Source organism: Streptomyces sp. NPDC093510 (genome assembly GCF_040683555.1).
In the GTDB taxonomy this organism is placed as follows: Bacteria; Actinomycetota; Actinomycetes; order Streptomycetales; family Streptomycetaceae; genus Streptomyces.
The window spans coordinates 302806-320453 of record NZ_JBFBEE010000004.1 but is presented as its reverse complement, the minus strand read 5'-3'; the positions used below and the strand labels follow the sequence as shown (position 1 = coordinate 320453).

General features: G+C 70.6%; 22 protein-coding genes. 3 read left to right on the top strand and 19 right to left on the bottom strand.

Annotated elements, in window-relative coordinates; genetic code table 11:
• Positions 1–9: 9 nt before the first annotated feature.
• The 9 genes from AB0N81_RS08545 to AB0N81_RS08505 all read right to left on the bottom strand — a co-directional run bounded on the left by AB0N81_RS08545 (position 10) and on the right by AB0N81_RS08505 (position 7169).
• A complete protein-coding gene (locus AB0N81_RS08545; protein ID WP_365356811.1) occupies positions 10–819 on the bottom strand; it encodes a glucose 1-dehydrogenase in 810 nt (269 codons plus the stop codon).
• Positions 820–888: 69 nt separating this feature from the next.
• A complete protein-coding gene (locus AB0N81_RS08540) occupies positions 889–1155 on the bottom strand; it encodes a DUF4235 domain-containing protein (RefSeq protein ID WP_365356809.1) in 267 nt (88 codons plus the stop codon).
• Complete coding sequence (locus tag AB0N81_RS08535) at positions 1152–1721, bottom strand: DUF3618 domain-containing protein (protein ID WP_365356808.1); 570 nt, start codon at positions 1719–1721, stop codon at positions 1152–1154. Before AB0N81_RS08535 ends, AB0N81_RS08540 begins: the two co-directional genes overlap by 4 nt.
• On the bottom strand, positions 1718–2128 hold the full coding sequence (locus AB0N81_RS08530) for a phage holin family protein (protein WP_365357024.1): 411 nt from the start codon (positions 2126–2128) through the stop codon (positions 1718–1720). Before AB0N81_RS08530 ends, AB0N81_RS08535 begins: the two co-directional genes overlap by 4 nt.
• Positions 2129–2212: 84 nt before the next feature.
• Positions 2213–3439: a WD40 repeat domain-containing protein gene (locus AB0N81_RS08525; RefSeq protein WP_365356807.1), complete on the bottom strand. Its 1227-nt coding sequence runs from the start codon at positions 3437–3439 to the stop codon at positions 2213–2215.
• 2 nt (positions 3440–3441) lie between these two features.
• Positions 3442–3996, bottom strand: a complete 555-nt coding sequence (locus AB0N81_RS08520; protein WP_365357023.1) for a SigE family RNA polymerase sigma factor — start codon at positions 3994–3996, stop codon at positions 3442–3444.
• 223 nt (positions 3997–4219) lie between these two features.
• Positions 4220–4828 carry a hypothetical protein gene (locus AB0N81_RS08515; protein WP_365356805.1) on the bottom strand — a complete coding sequence of 203 codons (609 nt, stop codon included), beginning with the start codon at positions 4826–4828 and terminating at the stop codon, positions 4220–4222.
• A gap of 31 nt (positions 4829–4859) precedes the next feature.
• Positions 4860–5861, bottom strand: coding sequence for a 2,3,4,5-tetrahydropyridine-2,6-dicarboxylate N-succinyltransferase (gene dapD, locus AB0N81_RS08510; protein ID WP_365356804.1), 1002 nt, complete (start codon positions 5859–5861; stop codon positions 4860–4862).
• Between the two features lie 9 nt (positions 5862–5870).
• Positions 5871–7169: an MFS transporter gene (locus AB0N81_RS08505; RefSeq protein ID WP_365356803.1), complete on the bottom strand. Its 1299-nt coding sequence runs from the start codon at positions 7167–7169 to the stop codon at positions 5871–5873.
• A 54-nt stretch (positions 7170–7223) separates the two neighbouring features.
• On the opposite strand from AB0N81_RS08505, the gene AB0N81_RS08500 reads away from it, so the two are divergent.
• Positions 7224–8114: a winged helix-turn-helix transcriptional regulator gene (locus tag AB0N81_RS08500; RefSeq protein ID WP_365356802.1), complete on the top strand. Its 891-nt coding sequence runs from the start codon at positions 7224–7226 to the stop codon at positions 8112–8114.
• Here the strand turns inward: AB0N81_RS08500 and AB0N81_RS08495 are convergent.
• The 10 genes from AB0N81_RS08495 to AB0N81_RS08450 form a co-directional block, all read right to left on the bottom strand.
• Positions 8086–8631 (bottom strand): TetR family transcriptional regulator, encoded by a 546-nt coding sequence (locus AB0N81_RS08495; protein WP_365356801.1) that lies wholly within the window; start codon positions 8629–8631, stop codon positions 8086–8088. The genes AB0N81_RS08500 and AB0N81_RS08495 overlap by 29 nt on opposite strands.
• Positions 8631–8951 carry a multidrug efflux SMR transporter gene (locus AB0N81_RS08490; protein WP_365356800.1) on the bottom strand — a complete coding sequence of 107 codons (321 nt, stop codon included), beginning with the start codon at positions 8949–8951 and terminating at the stop codon, positions 8631–8633. Before AB0N81_RS08490 ends, AB0N81_RS08495 begins: the two co-directional genes overlap by 1 nt.
• Positions 8952–9067: 116 nt before the next feature.
• Positions 9068–9406 (bottom strand): metal-sulfur cluster assembly factor, encoded by a 339-nt coding sequence (locus tag AB0N81_RS08485; protein WP_030358830.1) that lies wholly within the window; start codon positions 9404–9406, stop codon positions 9068–9070.
• Positions 9403–9879, bottom strand: a complete 477-nt coding sequence (sufU, locus tag AB0N81_RS08480) for a Fe-S cluster assembly sulfur transfer protein SufU (protein WP_365356799.1) — start codon at positions 9877–9879, stop codon at positions 9403–9405. The genes AB0N81_RS08485 and sufU overlap by 4 nt, the downstream gene beginning before the upstream one ends.
• A gap of 16 nt (positions 9880–9895) precedes the next feature.
• A complete protein-coding gene (locus AB0N81_RS08475; protein ID WP_365356798.1) occupies positions 9896–11164 on the bottom strand; it encodes a cysteine desulfurase in 1269 nt (422 codons plus the stop codon).
• Positions 11161–11925 carry a Fe-S cluster assembly ATPase SufC gene (gene sufC, locus AB0N81_RS08470; protein WP_362995453.1) on the bottom strand — a complete coding sequence of 255 codons (765 nt, stop codon included), beginning with the start codon at positions 11923–11925 and terminating at the stop codon, positions 11161–11163. The genes AB0N81_RS08475 and sufC overlap by 4 nt, the downstream gene beginning before the upstream one ends.
• Positions 11926–11933: 8 nt before the next feature.
• Positions 11934–12278: a bifunctional 3-phenylpropionate/cinnamic acid dioxygenase ferredoxin subunit gene (locus tag AB0N81_RS08465; RefSeq protein ID WP_365356796.1), complete on the bottom strand. Its 345-nt coding sequence runs from the start codon at positions 12276–12278 to the stop codon at positions 11934–11936.
• Positions 12275–13495, bottom strand: a complete 1221-nt coding sequence (sufD, locus tag AB0N81_RS08460; protein ID WP_365356795.1) for a Fe-S cluster assembly protein SufD — start codon at positions 13493–13495, stop codon at positions 12275–12277. Before sufD ends, AB0N81_RS08465 begins: the two co-directional genes overlap by 4 nt.
• 61 nt (positions 13496–13556) lie before the next feature.
• Positions 13557–14978, bottom strand: coding sequence for a Fe-S cluster assembly protein SufB (gene sufB, locus AB0N81_RS08455; protein WP_365356793.1), 1422 nt, complete (start codon positions 14976–14978; stop codon positions 13557–13559).
• On the bottom strand, positions 14975–15715 hold the full coding sequence (locus AB0N81_RS08450) for a metalloregulator ArsR/SmtB family transcription factor (RefSeq protein WP_365356792.1): 741 nt from the start codon (positions 15713–15715) through the stop codon (positions 14975–14977). Before AB0N81_RS08450 ends, sufB begins: the two co-directional genes overlap by 4 nt.
• A gap of 173 nt (positions 15716–15888) precedes the next feature.
• Between AB0N81_RS08450 and AB0N81_RS08445 the strand changes: the two genes are divergently transcribed.
• On the top strand, positions 15889–16812 hold the full coding sequence (locus AB0N81_RS08445) for an ABC transporter ATP-binding protein (protein ID WP_365356790.1): 924 nt from the start codon (positions 15889–15891) through the stop codon (positions 16810–16812).
• Positions 16809–17579, top strand: a complete 771-nt coding sequence (locus AB0N81_RS08440) for an ABC transporter permease (protein WP_365356789.1) — start codon at positions 16809–16811, stop codon at positions 17577–17579. Before AB0N81_RS08445 ends, AB0N81_RS08440 begins: the two co-directional genes overlap by 4 nt.
• The last annotated feature ends 69 nt before the right edge of the window (positions 17580–17648 follow it).

Here is a 17648-nt window from a genome sequence, read left to right as displayed (position 1 = left end):
CGGTGGCGGCTACAGGAGGTGGCCGCCACCGTCGACGAGGAGCACCTCGCCGGTGATGTACGAGGAGTTGGTCAGGTCGGCCACCGCCTCGGCGATGTCCTCGGGGCGGCCGACGCGGCCCAGCGGCAGCCGTTCCGCCACCGCCTCCATCGATGCCTCGATGCCCTCCACCCCGTCGAACCACGGCGTGTCGATCATGCCGGGTGCCACCGCGTTGACCCGTACGGCCGGGCCGAGCGTCTTGGCGAGCAGCTTGGTCATGTGGTTCACGGCGGCCTTGCTGACCGCGTACGGGATCGAGCTGCCGTTCGGGCGCACGCCCGCCTGCGAGGAGATGTTGACGATGCTGCCCGCGCCGCTCGCCCGCAGGTGCGGGACGGCAGCGGTGATGGTCTGCCACACGCCGATGACGTTGACGTCGTACAGCTCCCGCCACACGTCGGGGCTCGCGGCCGCGAGGTCGTCGTGGTCGATGAACCGGGTGGCGCCCGCGCAGTTGACCAGGATGTCCAGGCGGCCGTACGTGTCGACGGCCGCCTGGACGAGCCGCGCGGCGTCGGCCTCGTCGGCGACGCTCGCCCGTACGTAGACGGCGTCCGGGAGTTCGGCCGCGAGCTTCTCGCCCGCCTCCACCGAGCGGGCGGAGTTGACGACCACGCGGACGCCGGCGGCGGCGAGGCGGCGGGCGATGGCGGCGCCGATGCCGGACGAGGAGCCCGTCACCAGGGCCACGCGCCGCTCGCCCTGCCCCGCGCCGCCACCGGCGGCCGTGTTGTTGGTGGTGCTGGTGGTGGTGGTGCTGGTGGTGCTGTCGTTCATCGTGCCTCAAGCCTCTGTGTCGTCCGGCCTGTCGGCGCCCGCGCCGATCATGCCAGACGGCCGTCGGCGTCAGCCCGGCCAGCGGCCCGTCATCCGCCGCACGCCGATCGCGCCGCCGCGGTCCACCGCGGCCCTGACCACGGCGAAGATCGCTCCCTGAAGCGCGGCCGCGGCGAGGATCTCGCCCCAGGCACGCTCCTCGTCGTGCGCGTCCGGCGCGTCGTCCTCACCCGCGACCGCCTTCCACGTGCGATTGAACAGCGCGCTCGCGAGCGCGCCGCCCGCCATGCCGAAGGCCAGGCCGAGCGGCTTGTAGAGGACCTGGACCCCGCTCATGACCGGCCCGCCCCCTTACGGCGGCGCAGCACCACGAAGGCGAGCAGGAGGCCCGCGCCCGCCGCGGCGAACGCCCCCGGGCGGCGGCGCCCGCTGCTCACGAGGCCGTTCGCGACGGCCCGTACCGGCTCGGGCGTGCCCTCCTGCACCCGGCGCGCGGCCTCGGCCACCTTCGCCTCTGCCTGGACCACGGCGGCGTGCTGTTCCGCGCGCGCCTTGCCGTCGAGCACGGCGTCCTTGGCGCGGGCCGCGCCCTCGGCCGCCCTCTCCTTGGCACGTGCCGCGCCCTCGGCCGTCACGGTCCTCGCGTGGCCCGCCTCGTCGGCCGCCTTGCCCTTGGCGCGTGCCGCCTGTTCCGTCACCTTGTCCTTCACCTGTGCCGCCGTTCCTTGTACCTGTCCCTTGACCACCGCGGCCCGTTCCAGGGCGCGGGTCTTCACGTCCGCCTTCGCCGCGAGTTCCTCGACGGTCTCGCCCAGGTTGCTGCGGGTCTCGTCGATCTGCCGGCGCAGTTCGTCCGGCCCCTTCGCACCCGTGCTGGTGGAGTCCTTCGGGGTGTCCGTCATCGGTGGGCCCTTTCCTTGATCTCGTCGACATCCGCCCTGACGCTGTCCATCGCCTCCTGCGGCACGGGGGGCACCGCGCGGGCCAGTTGCTTGCGCCCCAGCGCTGCGAGCACCCCGGCCACGGCGAACAGCACGCCGGTGACGATGAGGGCGGCGGCCCACACGGGCATGGTCAGTGAGAGTGCCGCGGCCGCTGTGGCCGCGAGCGCCATGAGACCGACGTACGAGACCGCGCCGGCTGCCCCGAGGAGGCCTCCGCCGCGGCCCGCGCGCTTGCCCTTCTCGGCCATCTCCTGGCCGGCGAGCCGCATCTCCTGACGTACGAGTTCCGAAAGCTGTGCGCTGGCCCGTTCGACGAGCTCTCCCACCGAGTGCTGCGCGTGATCGCGCGTCGGCTGCTCGCCCATGGTCCCGGTCACGGGGTCCGCCTCCCTTCTGGCTGGGAGGGCCGAGTACCCGGACCGGGCGACGCTACCCACACAGCGGGGTGATCAGCGTTCGGCGAAGAGGGGCGTCCAGCGTGAGCCGGCGTCGGCCTTCGACGAGCGGTAGCCGCTGAGCGGGACGGTCTTCTTGCTCCCGATGGTGACGAGGACGAGACGGTTGCGGTATTCGCTCGTGCCGGGCGCGATGTCCCAGGCGATGAGCCGCTTGTCGTCGGCCCAGGCGAGGAGCTGCTGGCCGGGGATCTTGGCGACGCGCTTGCCGGTGAGGGGGTCGAGGACCTCGGTGGCGGTGGTCTTGGCGCCGCCCGCGAAGTCACCGGCGGCGAGCTTTCCGTTCGGGGAGAGCCCGCCGTCGACGAACCAGCGCAGATGCTTCTCCTTCGCGGGGGTGCTCCGCTTGCGGCCCTCGAAGTCGTAGTACTGCTGGTGCGGCGCGGAGGTGAGGCCCGTGTAGACCAGGGAGCCGTCATGGCTGAAGGTGAAGTCCTGGCGGGTGTTGATGTCCGCGATGCCGAACTCGCCGGTCTTCGTCTTCACCTCGCTCCAACTCCCGTTCCCCGAAGCCACGTCAAGGACGTAGAAGCCGGTCCTGCTCGGGTCGGCGGGGCCCGGTTCCTCGTGCTTGCCGTCGCTCATCGGCCGGTCCTTGTCGAGCCGGTCCGGGTCGTCCGCGTACGTCGTCGCGACGAGCTTCCTGCCGTCGGGCGAGAACTCGACGCCTCCGACCCCGTGCTTCACCGGGATCCAGCGCTCGACCTTGCCCGTGATCAGGTTCAGCAGGCCGATCCGCTTCGTGGGCAGGCCACGCTCCAGGACGGCGGCGGTCCGCATGCCGGGCGCGACGTCGAGCCAGGACCAGCGGGGCGCCTCGCGGTAGGTGCCGGTCTTCTGGTCGAGGAGCCGGTAGGTACGGGTGAAGACGGCGTCGCCGTCGGGCTGCATGACGCGCTTGCTCGTGCTGTACGCGGCGAGCGCCGTCCGGCCCGCGGCGATCAGCTCCCGCGGGGGTGTCTGGCCGGGGTGCGCGAGGACGTCGCCGCTCTGCAGCTCGCTGGCCGGCCGCGGGCCCTCCTCCCCGGAGTCCGAGTCGATCGCCGGTACCGCCACCGCCACGAGGGCGGCCGTCGCCACGGCGAGCGAGGTGCCCACGATCGCCCGGGTCCTGCGCCGCCGCCGCACGGCCAGCACGCGGTCGGCGAAGTCGCCCGGCACGGGCGCTCCTTGGTCCGCCTGCTCCCGCAGCGAATCGCGCACCACATCTGCCATGTTCACGGTCATACCTCCATGGGCGAGAAGTCGGGGGAGACGGGCCGCTCCGCGGTGTCGTGCCGGTCGAGGTGCGCCAGTTCGGGCGCGAGGCCCCGCAGCCGGGCGAGGGAGCGGTGCGTCGTGCTGCGCACGGTGCCGACGGAGCAGCCGAGGACGGCCGCCACCTCCGCCTCGGGCAGGTCCTCGAAGTAGCGCAGTACGAGTACGGTCCGCTGGCGAGCGGTCAGCTTGGCCAGCGCTCCGCGCATCACGATCCGCAGTTCCGCGGCAGATGTGCCGTCCGCGGACGTGGCGCGCTCCGGCGGCTGCGCGACGGCCAGTTCGCGCCGGGGCCACTTCAGCCGCCACCGGCTGACCTGCTGCCGGTACAGGATGCGCCGGACGTACGCCTCCGGCTCGTCGATCCGCTGCCAGCGCCCCGCCGCCTTGACGAGCGCGTTCTGCAGCAGGTCCTCCCCCGCGTGCCGGTCGCCTCCGCTGAGCAGTACGGCGGTCTTCAGCAGCGCCGGCGATCTGGTCTCCACGAACTCGCGGAAACGGTCCTGCTCCTGGGCATCCATCGTCACCTTCGCTCCCTGGTGGGCCTGTTGCCCTCCCGCATGGTTGAGGACGGGTCCGGGAGCCCCCCGCTATGCCTCCCGAAGAAAAAACCCGCAAGAAAAAGATCCGCACGAAGCAGGAGCCCCACGAAAAGAAGCCGCACGAAAAGAAGCCGCACGAAAAGAAGCGGCCGCCCCAAAAGGGGCGACCGCTCCGGTGCGGCTCCGCGACTCTGCGGCTCGCTCAGCGCGCGGCCGGGAATCCTCCGGCCTTGGTCCAGCGCAGCGTGTCGCCGCCCCGGCTGAACGTGACCTTCTTGCCTCCGGGGGCGACGGCGATCTTCTCCCAGCCGTCGAAGTCCGTCGTGAGGTGCTTGTCCCACTTCGTCAGCGGGCCCACGGCCACCGCGGCGACCGACTCGGTCGGCGGTTCGCCGTCCGCGCAGTACATGCCGAAGTCGCCGAAGGCCGCGACGGTGCCGTCCTTGGCCTTGAGGGTGATGCCCTGGCAGGCGTCGGTCTTGGTCCTGTACACGACGGCGGGCTTGGACCAGCCCTTGGCGCGGGGGCTGTAGTCCTGCACGAACAGCCCCTTGCCCTTCATGTAGTGCATGGCCACGCGCCGCCCGTCGGCGAGCTTGGTCTGCGCGTTGAACGGGCTCGGGCTGCCGCTCCAGGGGATGTCGCTCTTGCGCAGCGGATGGCTGTGATCACCGGTCGCCGCCCGGCTCACCTCGTGCGCGCCGCCGCGGACGTCGTCGCGGGGCTGCCCCACGCTCTGTCCGCACCCGGCCACCAGGCCGAGCACCGCGGCGGCGCCGAGGGCCAGCGCCCGTGCACCCGTTCTGTTCATGTCGTTCCCCCTGTCGAGCGGCGGTGTCCGGTCAGTTGTGGCTGTGCAGGACGTCGTTCAGGCCGCCCCACACCGCGTTGTTCGGGCGGGCCTCGACGGTGCCGGTGACCGAGTTGCGGCGGAAGAGGATGTTCGAGGCGCCGGAGAGCTCGCGGGCCTTGACGATCTGTCCGTCGGGCATGGTGACGCGGGTGCCCGCGGTGACGTAGAGGCCGGCCTCGACGACGCACTCGTCGCCCAGCGCGATGCCGACGCCCGCCTCGGCGCCGACCAGGCAGCGCTCGCCGATGACGATGCGGACGTTGCCGCCGCCGGACAGCGTGCCCATCGTGGAGGCGCCGCCGCCGATGTCCGAGCCGTCGCCGACGACGACGCCCGCGGAGATGCGGCCCTCGACCATGGAGGTGCCGAGCGTGCCCGCGTTGAAGTTCACGAAGCCCTCGTGCATCACGGTGGTGCCCTCGGCGAGGTGCGCGCCGAGCCGGACCCGGTCGGCGTCGGCGATGCGGACGCCCTTCGGCGTCACGTAGTCCGTCATGCGCGGGAACTTGTCGACGGACGTCACGGCGAGGTGCAGGCCCTCGGCGCGGGCGTTGAGGCGCACCTTCTCGACGTCGTCGACGGCGACGGGGCCGAGCGAGGTCCAGGCGACGTTGGCGAGGAAGGCGAACTGGCCGTCGAGGTTCACGCCGTGCGGCTTGACCAGGCGGTGCGAGAGCAGGTGCAGGCGCAGGTAGACGTCGTGGGCGTCCAGCGGCTTGTCGTCGAGGGACGTGATGACCGTACGTACGGCGATGATCTCCACGCCACGGCGGGCGTCCGGGCCGATGGCCTTCGCGGCGCCCTCACCGAGCAGTTCCACGGCGCGCTCGGCGGTCAGCCGCTCGCTGCCTGCGGGGCCGAGGTCCTCGGCGGACGCGGCGGTGAGCTCGGGGGCGGGGAACCAGGTGTCGAGAACGGTGCCGTCGGTGGTGACGGTGGCGAGGCCTGCGGCGACGGCGCCGGTGGTGCGAGATGCGTTCGTGTCGGTCATGGGTGAAACCTAACCGGAGGTGCCGCGCGCGGGCGAACCGGTCTCAGGGTCCGGGCCGGCGGTGGTGCCGCCGACGGCGACGGGGACGGGGACGGGCACGGACGCCGGGCGGGTCCGCCCCCGCCCCGCCGCGAGGACGACGCACCCCGCCACCCCCGCGAGCACCGCGCAGAGCGGCCACAGCAGCCCCGGCGCCACGGTGTACAGCGCCCCGCCGAGCGGCGCCGACAGCACGACGCCGCTGACCGAGACGCCGGAGTACAGGCTCTGGAAGCGGCCCTGCACGTGGGCGGGCGCGTGGTCGGCGACGTACGCCGTGGCCGGTGTCTTGTAGAGGATCTCGCCCGCGGTGAGCAGCAGCATCATGGCGACGGCGGTGGCGACGCCGACGCCGAGGGCGAGCACGGCGTAGCCCGCGCCGACGAGCAGCAGCCCGGCCCCGATGATGCGCAGCGGCGCGCGGCCGCGCAGGGCGAGGGTGGCGGGGAGTTCGAGGAGCAGGATGACGCCGCCGTTGATGGCGAGGAGCCAGCCGTAGACGCCGGTGTCCAGGCCGTGCCGGGCGAGGTCGACGGGAAGCGTCGAGTACTGCTGGCGGTAGACGAGGTCGGTGACGAGGATGGCGCCGAGGAGGACGAGCACGGTGGGGCGCTGTCGCAGGGCGGCGAGGACGCCCGGTCCCGGCTCGGCCTGCTTGGCGCGTGCCGCGCCGTGGGCGGGCAGGATCTGCCGGGCGTACGCGGCGAAGACGAGCGTGCCGAGCCCGTCGACGACGAAGAGCCAGTCGTACGAGACGTGGGCGATCAGCAGCGCGCCCAGCGGGGGCCCGACGGTGAATCCCGCGTTGGCCGCGAACCGGGTCACGGCGAAGGCATGGCGGCGCCCGCCCGTGGGGACGGCGACGGCGACAAGGGCGCTGTTGGCGGCGCGCGCGCATCCTCCCGCGTACTGGCTGAGGGCCGGCACGACGTACAGCAGCGCGACCGGCAGAACGGGCAGCGCGAGCACGCCTGCGCCGGCGGCGAGGGACCCGACGAGGAGCACCCGGCGGTGGCCGTACCGGTCGCCGAACCAGCCGCCGGTGAAGTTGCCCGCGACCATGCCGATGCCGCCGATGCCGCTGATGAGTCCGGCGCGGGCGACGGACAGGTCCCGCTCGTCCGTCAGATAGACGAAGAAGTAGACGAAGGTGAAGGTGACGACCATGTTGAAGAACTGGCCCGCGGCGAGCAGCCACACGGTTCTCGGTACGTCACGCAGCCGCTGTCCCGGTTGCCGGTCCCGCCGTTCGCCGCGCTTGTCCCGCACCACGCCTCCCCGAGTACGTTCCTTTTGGGAACGGACTATGTCAGCATGGGCGGCATGGCGCAACGAACCCGGCTCGACGACGACCACTGCGCCATCGCGCAGGCCCTGGACGTCGTCGGCGACTGGTGGACCCTGCTGATCGTGCGCGACGCGGCGCGGGGCGTGCACCGCTTCGAGGAGCTGCAGCGCGAACTGGGTCTGTCCCGCAAGGTGCTGACCGAGCGGCTGCGGCTCCTGGTGGCGGCCGACGTGCTCACGCGCGTCCCCTACCAGGACCGCCCGGTGCGCCACGAGTACCGGCTGACGCCGCGCGGCCGCGCGCTGCTGCCCGTCCTGGTCGCCCTCCAGGACTGGGGCGACACCTGGGTGACGGGAGAGGGAGAGACGATGGCGACCGCGACGGAGACGTCCCTGGAGGCGCGGCGGGTCCACGAGCTGCTCGGCACGCGGGTGCCGGAGCTCCGGCTCGTGGGCCACGACGGGGAGCCGCGCGATCCGGTGGCCGGGGACACCCCGTACACGGTCCTGTACTGCTTCCCCGGCGCGTACGCCCGCCAGGACGCCTATCCGCCCGGCTGGGCCGGGATTCCCGGCGCGCGCGGCTGCACGCTGGAGTCCTGCACCTACCGGGACCAGCTCGCGGAGTTCACGGCGGCGGGCGCGACCGTGCACGGCGTCTCGGCCCAGCGCCCCGACGAGCAGCGGGCGTTCGCCGAGAAGGAGGGCCTGCGCTTCCCGCTCCTCTCGGACGAGGGCCTGGGCCTCACGGCGGCGCTGCGCCTGCCGACGTTCCGTGCGGCGGGCCTGAGCCGGCTGAAGCGGCTGACGCTGGTGGTGGACGCCGTCCGGGTGGTGCGGGACGTGCAGTACCCGGTCAAGGACGTGGAGGCGAGCGTCGCGGCGGCCCTCGCCACGGTCAGGTCGCTGACCGGATCAGGCGGTTGAACACCTCCCGGGCGTACGCCTCGTCGTACTCGCCGCCCGTGAGCAGCACCTGCAGCGAGATCCCGTCCATCAGGGCGACGAGGGCGCGCGCGGTAACCGGGTCGGTGCACCGCTCGATCGCCTCGGCGAGGCCCGCGCACCACTCGGCGGCCACCGGACGCAGCGCGGGCCTGCGCAGGGCGGCGAGATAGAGCTCGTACTCCAGCTCGACGCCGTAGCGCTCCCCCGCGAACCACTCGCCGAGGAGCCGCGCGAGCTCCGCCGCGAGGTCCGCGTCGGGGTCGTTGAAGGCCCGCCCTGCGGCCATCACCTTCGCGAAGCCCTCGTTGCTCTGCCGCAGCGCGGCGACCAGGAGCTCGTCGAGCGTCTTGAAGTGGTACGTCGTGGAGCCGAGCGGGACATCGGCCGCGGCGGCGACGGTGCGGTGGCTGAGCCCGCCGATCCCCTTCTCCCCCACCACGCGGATCGCCGCGTCGATGATGCGCTGGCGGCGGTCCGGGTCGTACCGGCGGACCATCAGTGGGCCCCTCCCAGGTTGAGCACGACGACGCCCGCGATCACGAGGCCGATGCCCGCGATCTTGACCATGTTGGCTGACTCCCCCATGAAGATCATGCCGATCGCGGCGACGGCGGCGGTGCCGATGCCCGCCCAGATCGCATAGGCGGTGCCCACGGAGAGGGTCTTGAGGGTCTGCGCGAGCAGAGTGAAGGCGAGCAGATAACCCGCGATCGTGATCAGTGAGGGCACCAGCCTGCTGAAGCCCTCGCTGTACTTCATGGCCGTCGTCCCGGCCACCTCCGCCGCGATGGCCGCGGCCAGCAGTCCGTATCCCATGCGTACGAGTGTACATATCACTGTGTACGGGCGTACCTAAAACGACGAAGCCCCCGGAGAGGAACTCTCCGGGGGCTTCGCGCGGCGCTTCGCTCCCGCTCGGCGGCGGGGTCCGCTCAGACGTTGAACCCGAGCGCGCGCAGCTGCTCGCGGCCGTCGTCCGTGATCTTGTCGGGGCCCCACGGCGGCATCCAGACCCAGTTGATCCGGAGCTCGTTGACGATGCCCTCGGTAGCGGACTTCGCCTGGTCCTCGATGACGTCCGTCAGCGGGCAGGCCGCCGAGGTCAGCGTCATGTCGATCGTCGCGATGTTCGCGTCGTCGATGTGCACGCCGTAGATCAGTCCGAGGTTGACGACGTCGATGCCCAGCTCGGGGTCGACGACGTCGTACAGCGCCTCGCGGACCTCTTCCTCGGAAGCGGGCTTCGTGGTCAGGGTCTCGTTCTCGCTCATGCGGTCTTCCTCTCGGCAGCGGCGCCGTCGGTCTCGCCCAGCGCCTGGGCCGTCGCGTCCTTCCACGCCATCCAGCTCAGCAGAGCACACTTGACGCGGGCGGGGTACTTGGAGACCCCGGCGAACGCGACCGCGTCCTCCAGGACCTCCTCCATGGCGTCGTCGGGCTCCAGCTTGCCCTTGGACTGCATCAGCTCCAGGAAGACTTCCTGGATCTTCTGCGCCTCGGCGAGCTCCTTGCCCACCAGCAGGTCGTTCAGGACGGACGCGCTGGCCTGGCTGATGGAGCAGCCCTGGCCCTCGTACGACACGTCGGCGATCGTCGACCCGTCGTACTTGACGCGCAGCGTGATCTCGTCGCCGCACGTCGGGTTGACGTGGTGCACCTCGGCGTCGCCATCGCGCAGACCACGCCCGTGCGGGTGCTTGTAGTGGTCCAGGATGACTTCCTGGTACATCGAATCCAGCTTCACGTTCCCGGTCAGCCCCTCAGCCGAAGAAGTTCCGTACGTGCTCCAGGCCGTCGACGAGGGCGTCGATCTCGCCGGGCGTGGAGTACAGATAGAACGACGCTCGCGTGGTCGCAGGAATTCCGTACCGGAGGCAGACGGGACGTGCGCAGTGGTGACCCACACGGACCGCGATGCCCTGCTCGTCGAGGACCTGGCCCACGTCGTGCGGGTGGATGTCGCCGAGCGTGAAGGAGATCGCGGCGCCGCGCTCCTCGGCCGTCGCCGGACCGATGATGCGCAGGTCCGGGACTTCCAGCAGACGCTTGACCGCGTACTCGGTGATCGCCTGCTCATGCGCGGCGATCTTGTCCATGCCGATGGCCGAGAGGTAATCCACGGCCGCGCCCAGGCCCACGGCCTGGGAGACCGGCGGGGTGCCCGCCTCGAACTTGTGCGGCGCGGGAGCGTACGTCGACGCGTGCATCGACACCGTCTCGATCATCTCGCCGCCGCCCAGGAACGGCGGCAGGTCCTCGAGGAGCTCCTGCCGTCCCCACAGGACGCCGATGCCCGTCGTGGCCAGCATCTTGTGGCCGGTGAAGGCCACGAAGTCGGCCTGCAGCGCCTGCACGTCCAGCGGCATGTGCGGGGCGGCCTGCGAGGCGTCGATCAGGACGAGCGCGCCGACCTCCTGGGCGCGGCGCACGATGGCCTCGACCGGGTTGTGCGTGCCCAGGATGTTGGAGACGAGCACGAAGGAGACGATCTTCGTCTTCTCGGTGATGACCTCTTCGATGTTGGAGAGGTCGAGCCGGCCGTCGTCCGTGAGGCCGAACCACTTCAGCTTCGCGCCGGTGCGCTGCGAGAGCAGCTGCCACGGCACGATGTTGGAGTGGTGCTCCATCTCCGTGATGACGATCTCGGTCTCGTGGTCCACGCGGTAGGGCTCGTCGGCCCAGCCCAGCATGTTGGCCACGAGGTTCAGCGACTCCGACGCGTTCTTGGTGAAGATCACCTCGTCGCGGCTCGGCGCGTTGATGAACTCCGCGACCTTGTCACGGGCGCCCTCGTAGAGCGCCGTGGCCTCCTCGGCGAGGACGTGCACGCCGCGGTGGACGTTGGCGTTGTGCTGCTCGTAGTACTCGTTGAGCACGTCGAGCACCTGGCGCGGCGTCTGCGAGGTCGCCGCGTTGTCCAGGTACACGAGCTTCTTGCCGTCGTGGATCGTGCGATCCAGGATCGGGAAGTCCTTGCGGATCGCCTCGGTGTCGAGGAGGCCGGAAAGCCCCTGGTGGGCCACTGTCACGCGGATGCGCCACCCTTCGTGTATGCCTCGTAGCCCTCGGCCTCCAGCTTGTCGGCGAGCTCGGCGCCACCGGACTCGGCGATGCGGCCGTTCGCGAAGACGTGCACGAAGTCGGGCTTGATGTAGCGCAGGATGCGCGTGTAGTGCGTGATCAGCAGGGTGCCGACCTCACCGGTCTCGCGGACGCGGTTGACGCCGTCCGAGACCTGGCGCAGGGCGTCGACGTCCAGGCCGGAGTCCGTCTCGTCGAGGATCGCGATCTTCGGCTTGAGGAGCTCCATCTGGAGGATCTCGTGGCGCTTCTTCTCACCGCCGGAGAAGCCCTCGTTCACGTTGCGCTCGGCGAAGGCCGGGTCCATCTGGAGCTGCTCCATCGCGGACTTGACCTCCTTCACCCAGGTGCGCAGCTTGGGGGCCTCGCCGCGGATCGCCGTCGCCGACGTGCGCAGGAAGTTGGAGACCGAGACGCCGGGGACCTCGACCGGGTACTGCATGGCGAGGAACATGCCGGCGCGGGCGCGCTCGTCGACGGACATCTCGAGGACGTCCTCGCCGTCGAGGGTCACGCTGCCCTGGGTGATCGTGTACTTGGGGTGACCCGCGACCGAGTAGGCGAGCGTCGACTTGCCGGAGCCGTTCGGGCCCATGATGGCGTGGGTCTCGCCCTGCTTAACGGTCAGGTCGACGCCCTTGAGGATCTCCTTGGTGGAGTTGTCGGCCTCGACGGTGACGTGCAGGTCCTTGATTTCAAGCGTTGCCATGGGTTGCCTCAGGACTCCTGGGAAAGGGAGGCGTGTACGTCAACGAGCACATCGCCCCCTTCGATCTTTACGGGGTATACGGGGACGGGGCGCGTCGCGGGAAGGCCGGACGGCTTGCCGGTGCGGAGGTCGAAGCTGGAGCCGTGCAGCCAGCACTCGATCTGGCAGTCCTCCACCTCGCCCTCGGAGAGGGAGACGTTCGCGTGCGAGCAGATGTCGTGGATCGCGAACACCTCGCCCTCGGTGTGGACGACCGAGACCGGCGTGCCGTCGAGTTCCACCCGCTTCGGGGTGTCCTCCTCCAGCTCGCCCAGTCCGCAGGCCCGAACGAATCGGGTGCCGTCGATGGTCATGCGACCGTCGCCTCCAGCTCCTCTTCGATCTTGGCGATGAGGCGCTCCTCGACGTCGGGCAGGCCGATCTGCTGGACCAGCTCGGCGAAGAAGCCGCGGACGACCAGGCGGCGCGCGTCCTCCTCGGAGATGCCGCGCGACTGGAGGTAGAAGAGCTGCTCGTCGTCGAAGCGGCCGGTCGCCGAGGCGTGGCCCGCGCCGACGATCTCGCCGGTCTCGATCTCGAGGTTCGGCACCGAGTCGACCCGGGCGCCGTCGGTCAGCACCAGGTTGCGGTTCATCTCGTACGTGTCGGTGCCCTCGGCGGCGGCCTCGATGAGGACGTCACCGATCCACACGGCGTGCGCGTCGTCGCCCTGGAGCGCGCCCTTGTAGACGACGTTCGACTTGCAGTGCGGGGTGTTGTGGTCGACCAGGAGGCGGTGCTCCTGGTGCTGGCCCGCGTCCGTGACGTACAGGCCGAAGAGCTCGGCCTCGCCGCCGGGGCCCGCGTAGGTGACGCGGGGGTGCAGGCGGACCAGGTCGCCGCCGAAGGTGACGACGACGGACTTGAAGGAGGCGTCGCGGCCGATCAGCGCGTTGTGCTGGGCGACGTGCACCGCCTTGTCGTCCCAGTCCTGGACGGAGACGACGGTGAGCTTGGCGCCGTCGCCGACGAGGAAGTCGACGTTGGCGGCGAGCACGGCGTCACCGGTGTGGTCGATGACGACCAGGGCCTCGGCGAACGCGCCCAGCTCGATCACCTGGTGGGCGAAGGCGGTGCCGCCCTGGCCGTGCACCGTGATGCGGATCGGCTCGGCGAGGACCGTCTCCTTGGGTACGGAGACGACCGAGGCCTTCTCGAAGGAGGAGTAGGCCTGCGCGGCGATGCGGTCGACGGGCTTGCCCGCCTTGCCGACGCGCGCGTCGTCCCGGCCGACGGTCTCCTGGGTGACGCCCTCGGGGGCGCTCACCTCGACGCGGATGACGCCGTCCGCCACCGCCGTGCCGTCGTGCAGACCACGCAGGCGATCCAGCGGGGTGAACCGCCACTCCTCCTCGCGGCCGTGGGGGACCGGGAAGTCCGCCACGTCGAAGGACGGGGGCGCGCTCATACGGGTGGCGACGGTGGACTCGGCGGCCACCGCGATCGATCCGGCGGTCGTCGACCCCAGCGGTGGGGGTCCCCCCTGCCCGAGCGAAGTCGAGGACTTGGGGGAGTTCTGAGCCTCAGCCATGGCTGTCGTCGTGCTCTCTCTCTGCGTAAGAAATCTGCTCGCTGCGGGACGGTGTCCGGTCTTAGCCGACCGAACCCTCCATCTGCAGCTCGATCAGCCGGTTCAGCTCCAGGGCGTACTCCATGGGCAGCTCCTTGGCGATCGGCTCGACGAAGCCGCGCACGATCATCGCCATGGCCTCGAACTCCGTCATGCCGCGGCTCATCAGGTAGAAGAGCTGGTCGTCGGAGACCTTGGAGACCGTCGCCTCGTGACCCATCGACACGTCGTCCTCGCGGACGTCGACGTAGGGGTAGGTGTCCGAGCGGGAGATCGTGTCGACGAGCAGCGCGTCGCACAGCACGTTCGACTTCGAGCCTGCGGCGCCCTCACCGATCTCGACGAGGCCGCGGTACGACGTACGACCGCCGCCGCGCGCCACCGACTTGGAGACGATGTTCGAGGACGTGTTCGGCGCCATGTGGACCATCTTGGAGCCGGCGTCCTGGTGCTGGCCCTCGCCCGCGAAGGCGATGGACAGCGTCTCGCCCTTGGCGTGCTCGCCCATGAGGTAGACGGCGGGGTACTTCATCGTCACCTTGGAGCCGATGTTGCCGTCGATCCACTCCATGGTCGCGCCCTCGTACGCCACGGCGCGCTTGGTGACCAGGTTGTAGACGTTGTTCGACCAGTTCTGGATCGTCGTGTAGCGGCAGCGGCCGCCCTTCTTGACGATGATCTCGACGACGGCGGAGTGCAGCGAGTCCGACTTGTAGATCGGCGCGGTGCAGCCCTCGACGTAGTGAACGTAGGCGTCCTCGTCCACGATGATCAGGGTCCGCTCGAACTGGCCCATGTTCTCCGTGTTGATGCGGAAGTAGGCCTGGAGCGGGATGTCGACGTGCACGCCCTTGGGGACGTAGATGAACGAGCCACCGGACCACACAGCGGTGTTCAGCGACGCGAACTTGTTGTCACCGACGGGGATGACGGTCCCGAAGTACTCCTTGAAGAGCTCCGGGTGCTCCTTCAGTGCCGTGTCGGTGTCCAGGAAGATGACGCCCTGCTCTTCCAGGTCCTCACGGATCTGGTGGTAGACGACCTCGGACTCGTACTGGGCCGCGACACCGGAGACGAGGCGCTGCTTCTCCGCCTCGGGGATGCCGAGCTTGTCGTACGTGTTCTTGATGTCCTCGGGCAGGTCCTCCCAGGACTCCGCCTGCTTCTCCGTGGAGCGCACGAAGTACTTGATGTTGTCGAAGTCGATGCCGGAGAGGTCCGAGCCCCAGCTCGGCATGGGCTTCTTGTCGAAGAGGCGCAGGCCCTTGAGGCGGAGCTTGGTCATCCACTCCGGCTCGCTCTTCTTCGCGGAGATGTCGCGGACGACGTCCTCGTTGATGCCGCGCTTGGCAGAGGCACCGGCGACGTCGGAGTCGGCCCAGCCGTATTCGTAAGTGCCCAGACCCTCGAGCTCGGGGTGAGCAGTCTCCGTGGGGAGCGTCATGCGGGGTTCCTCCCGGCCGTGCTTGCTGATGCTGAATTGGTGGTCTGTGCTGTGTGGGGAGTGCTGCCGCCGCTGCGCGGGATGAACGTCGTGCAGACGCCGTCTCCGTGGGCGATGGTGGCGAGGCGCTGCACGTGTGTGCCGAGCAGCGTGGAGAAGATTTCCGTCTCCGCCTCGCACAGCTGCGGATACTGTTCGGCGACGTGGGCGACCGGGCAGTGGTGCTGGCAGAGCTGCTCGCCGACCGGTGCGCTGCGCGCCGTAGCAGCGTACCCGTCGGCGGTCAATGCCTTCGCAAGAGCCTCGGTGCGCTGTTCGGGCGGCGCCGCGTCCATCGCCTTCTTGTACGTCTCGGCCTGGGCGGCGATCCGCGCCCTGGCGAACTCGACGACCGCCCCTTCGCCGTGGTGCTCGGTGATCCACCGGAGCGCGTCCGCGGCCAGCTTGTCGTACGACTGGTCGAAGGCGTCGCGCCCGCAGTCGGTCAGGGCGAACACCTTGGCGGGCCTGCCCCGGGTCCGTGCGCCGTACACCCGCTGTTCGCGGGGTTCGACGACGTTCTCGTGGGCGAGCGTGTCGAGGTGCCTGCGGACGGCCGCCTGGGTGAGGCCGAGCCGCTTCGCGAGATCGGTGACGGTGGACGGGCCGTGATCCAGGATGGACCGCGCGACCCGGTTGCGGGTGGACCGCTCACCGGTCGCGAGTTCCTCCTGCGGAGCCTCGCCGACGTTTTTCACAACGCCATTGTTGCGTAATTCCTCAGACCCTGACAACCCGCGCCCCGATCACCGCGCGGTGCGCTACATCACTTAGGCATACCTAAGCTGACCTGCGGAAACGATCACTGGCACCCCGGCCGACCGCGCCCCGCCCACCCGGCCCCTCCACTCCGTCCCTAGACTGGCTCACCATGCGAAACGAGCCCGTCCTCCAGATCGAGAGTCTGGTCAAGCGGTACGGAAACAAGACCGCGGTCGACGGTCTCGACCTGACGGCCGGGGCGGGCATCACCGCCGTCCTCGGCCCCAACGGCGCGGGCAAGACCACCACGATCGAGACCTGCGAGGGCTACCGGAAGCCGGACTCCGGCTCCGTCCGTGTACTCGGCCTCGACCCGGCCCGCCAGGCCGACGCGCTGCGGCCCCGCATAGGCGTGATGCTCCAGTCCGGCGGTGTCTACTCCGGCGCCCGCGCCGACGAGATGCTGCGCCACGTGGCCCGGCTGCACGCGCACCCGCTGGACGTGGACTCCCTCATGGAACGCCTCGGCCTCGGCAGCTGCGGCCGCACCACCTATCGGCGGCTCTCCGGCGGCCAGCAGCAGCGCCTCGCGCTCGCCATGGCCGTGGTCGGCAGGCCCGAGCTCGTCTTCCTCGACGAGCCGACCGCCGGCCTGGACCCGCAGGCGCGCCGGGCGACCTGGGAGCTCGTCCGCGACCTGCGTCGCGACGGCGTCTCCGTCATCCTCACCACGCACCACATGGACGAGGCGGAGGAGCTCTCCGACGACGTCGCGATCGTCGACGCGGGCAAGGTCATCGCCCAGGGCACCCCCGACGAGCTGTGCCGCGGCGGCGCCGAGAACACCCTGCGCTTCACCGGCCGCCCCGGCCTCGACGTCGCCTCGCTGCTGAAGGCGCTCCCACCGGACTCCGCGGCGGCCGAACTGACCCCGGGCTCCTACCGCGTCAGCGGCACGGTCGACCCCCAGCTGCTCGCCACCGTCACCTCCTGGTGCGCCCAGCACGGAGTCATGCCGGACAGGATCTCGGTCGAACGCCACACCCTCGAAGACGTCTTCCTGGAACTGACCGGTAAGGAGCTGCGCGGATGAGCGCCGCCGGAACGTACACGCCGAAGCCGGGCGCCGCCCCGCTCTCCCGCATGATCGCGGCGCAGGCGGCCCTGGAGACGAAGATGCTGCTGCGCAACGGCGAGCAGCTGCTCCTCACGGTCGTCATCCCGACCCTGCTGCTCGTCCTGTTCTCCGCCGTCGACATCGTCGACACCGGAGAGGGCGAGGCCGTCGACTTCCTCGCACCCGGCATCCTCGCGCTCGCCGTGATGTCGACGGCCTTCACGGGGCAGGCCATCGCGACGGGTTTCGAGCGCCGGTACGGCGTGCTCAAGCGCCTCGGCGCCTCGCCGCTCCCCCGCTGGGGCCTGATGGCGGCGAAGACCCTCTCGGTCCTGGTCACCGAGGTCCTGCAGATCGTGCTTCTCACGGTCATCGCGTTCGCGCTCGGCTGGTCCCCGCACGGCAACCCGCTCGCCGTCCTGCTCCTCCTGGTGCTCGGCACGGCCGCCTTCTCCGGTCTCGGGCTGCTGATGGCGGGAACCCTCAAGGCCGAGGCGACCCTCGCGGCCGCGAACCTCGTCTTCCTGCTCCTCCTCATGGGCGGCGGCGTGATCGTCCCGCTCGACAAGTTCCCGGACGCGGTCAGGACCGTGCTCGATTGGCTTCCCATCTCCGCCCTCTCGGACGGTCTTCGCGACGTCCTCCAGCACGGCGCCGGCATGCCGTGGCAGAACCTCGGGATTCTCGCGGTGTGGGCGGTCCTCGGGCTCGGCGCGGCGGCGAAGTTCTTCCGCTGGGAGTAGCGCCCTCCTGGGCCGTGTCCGGGAAGCGGCGCATAACGTCCCCCTCGTGAAGGCGTGCACAAGCGGCCC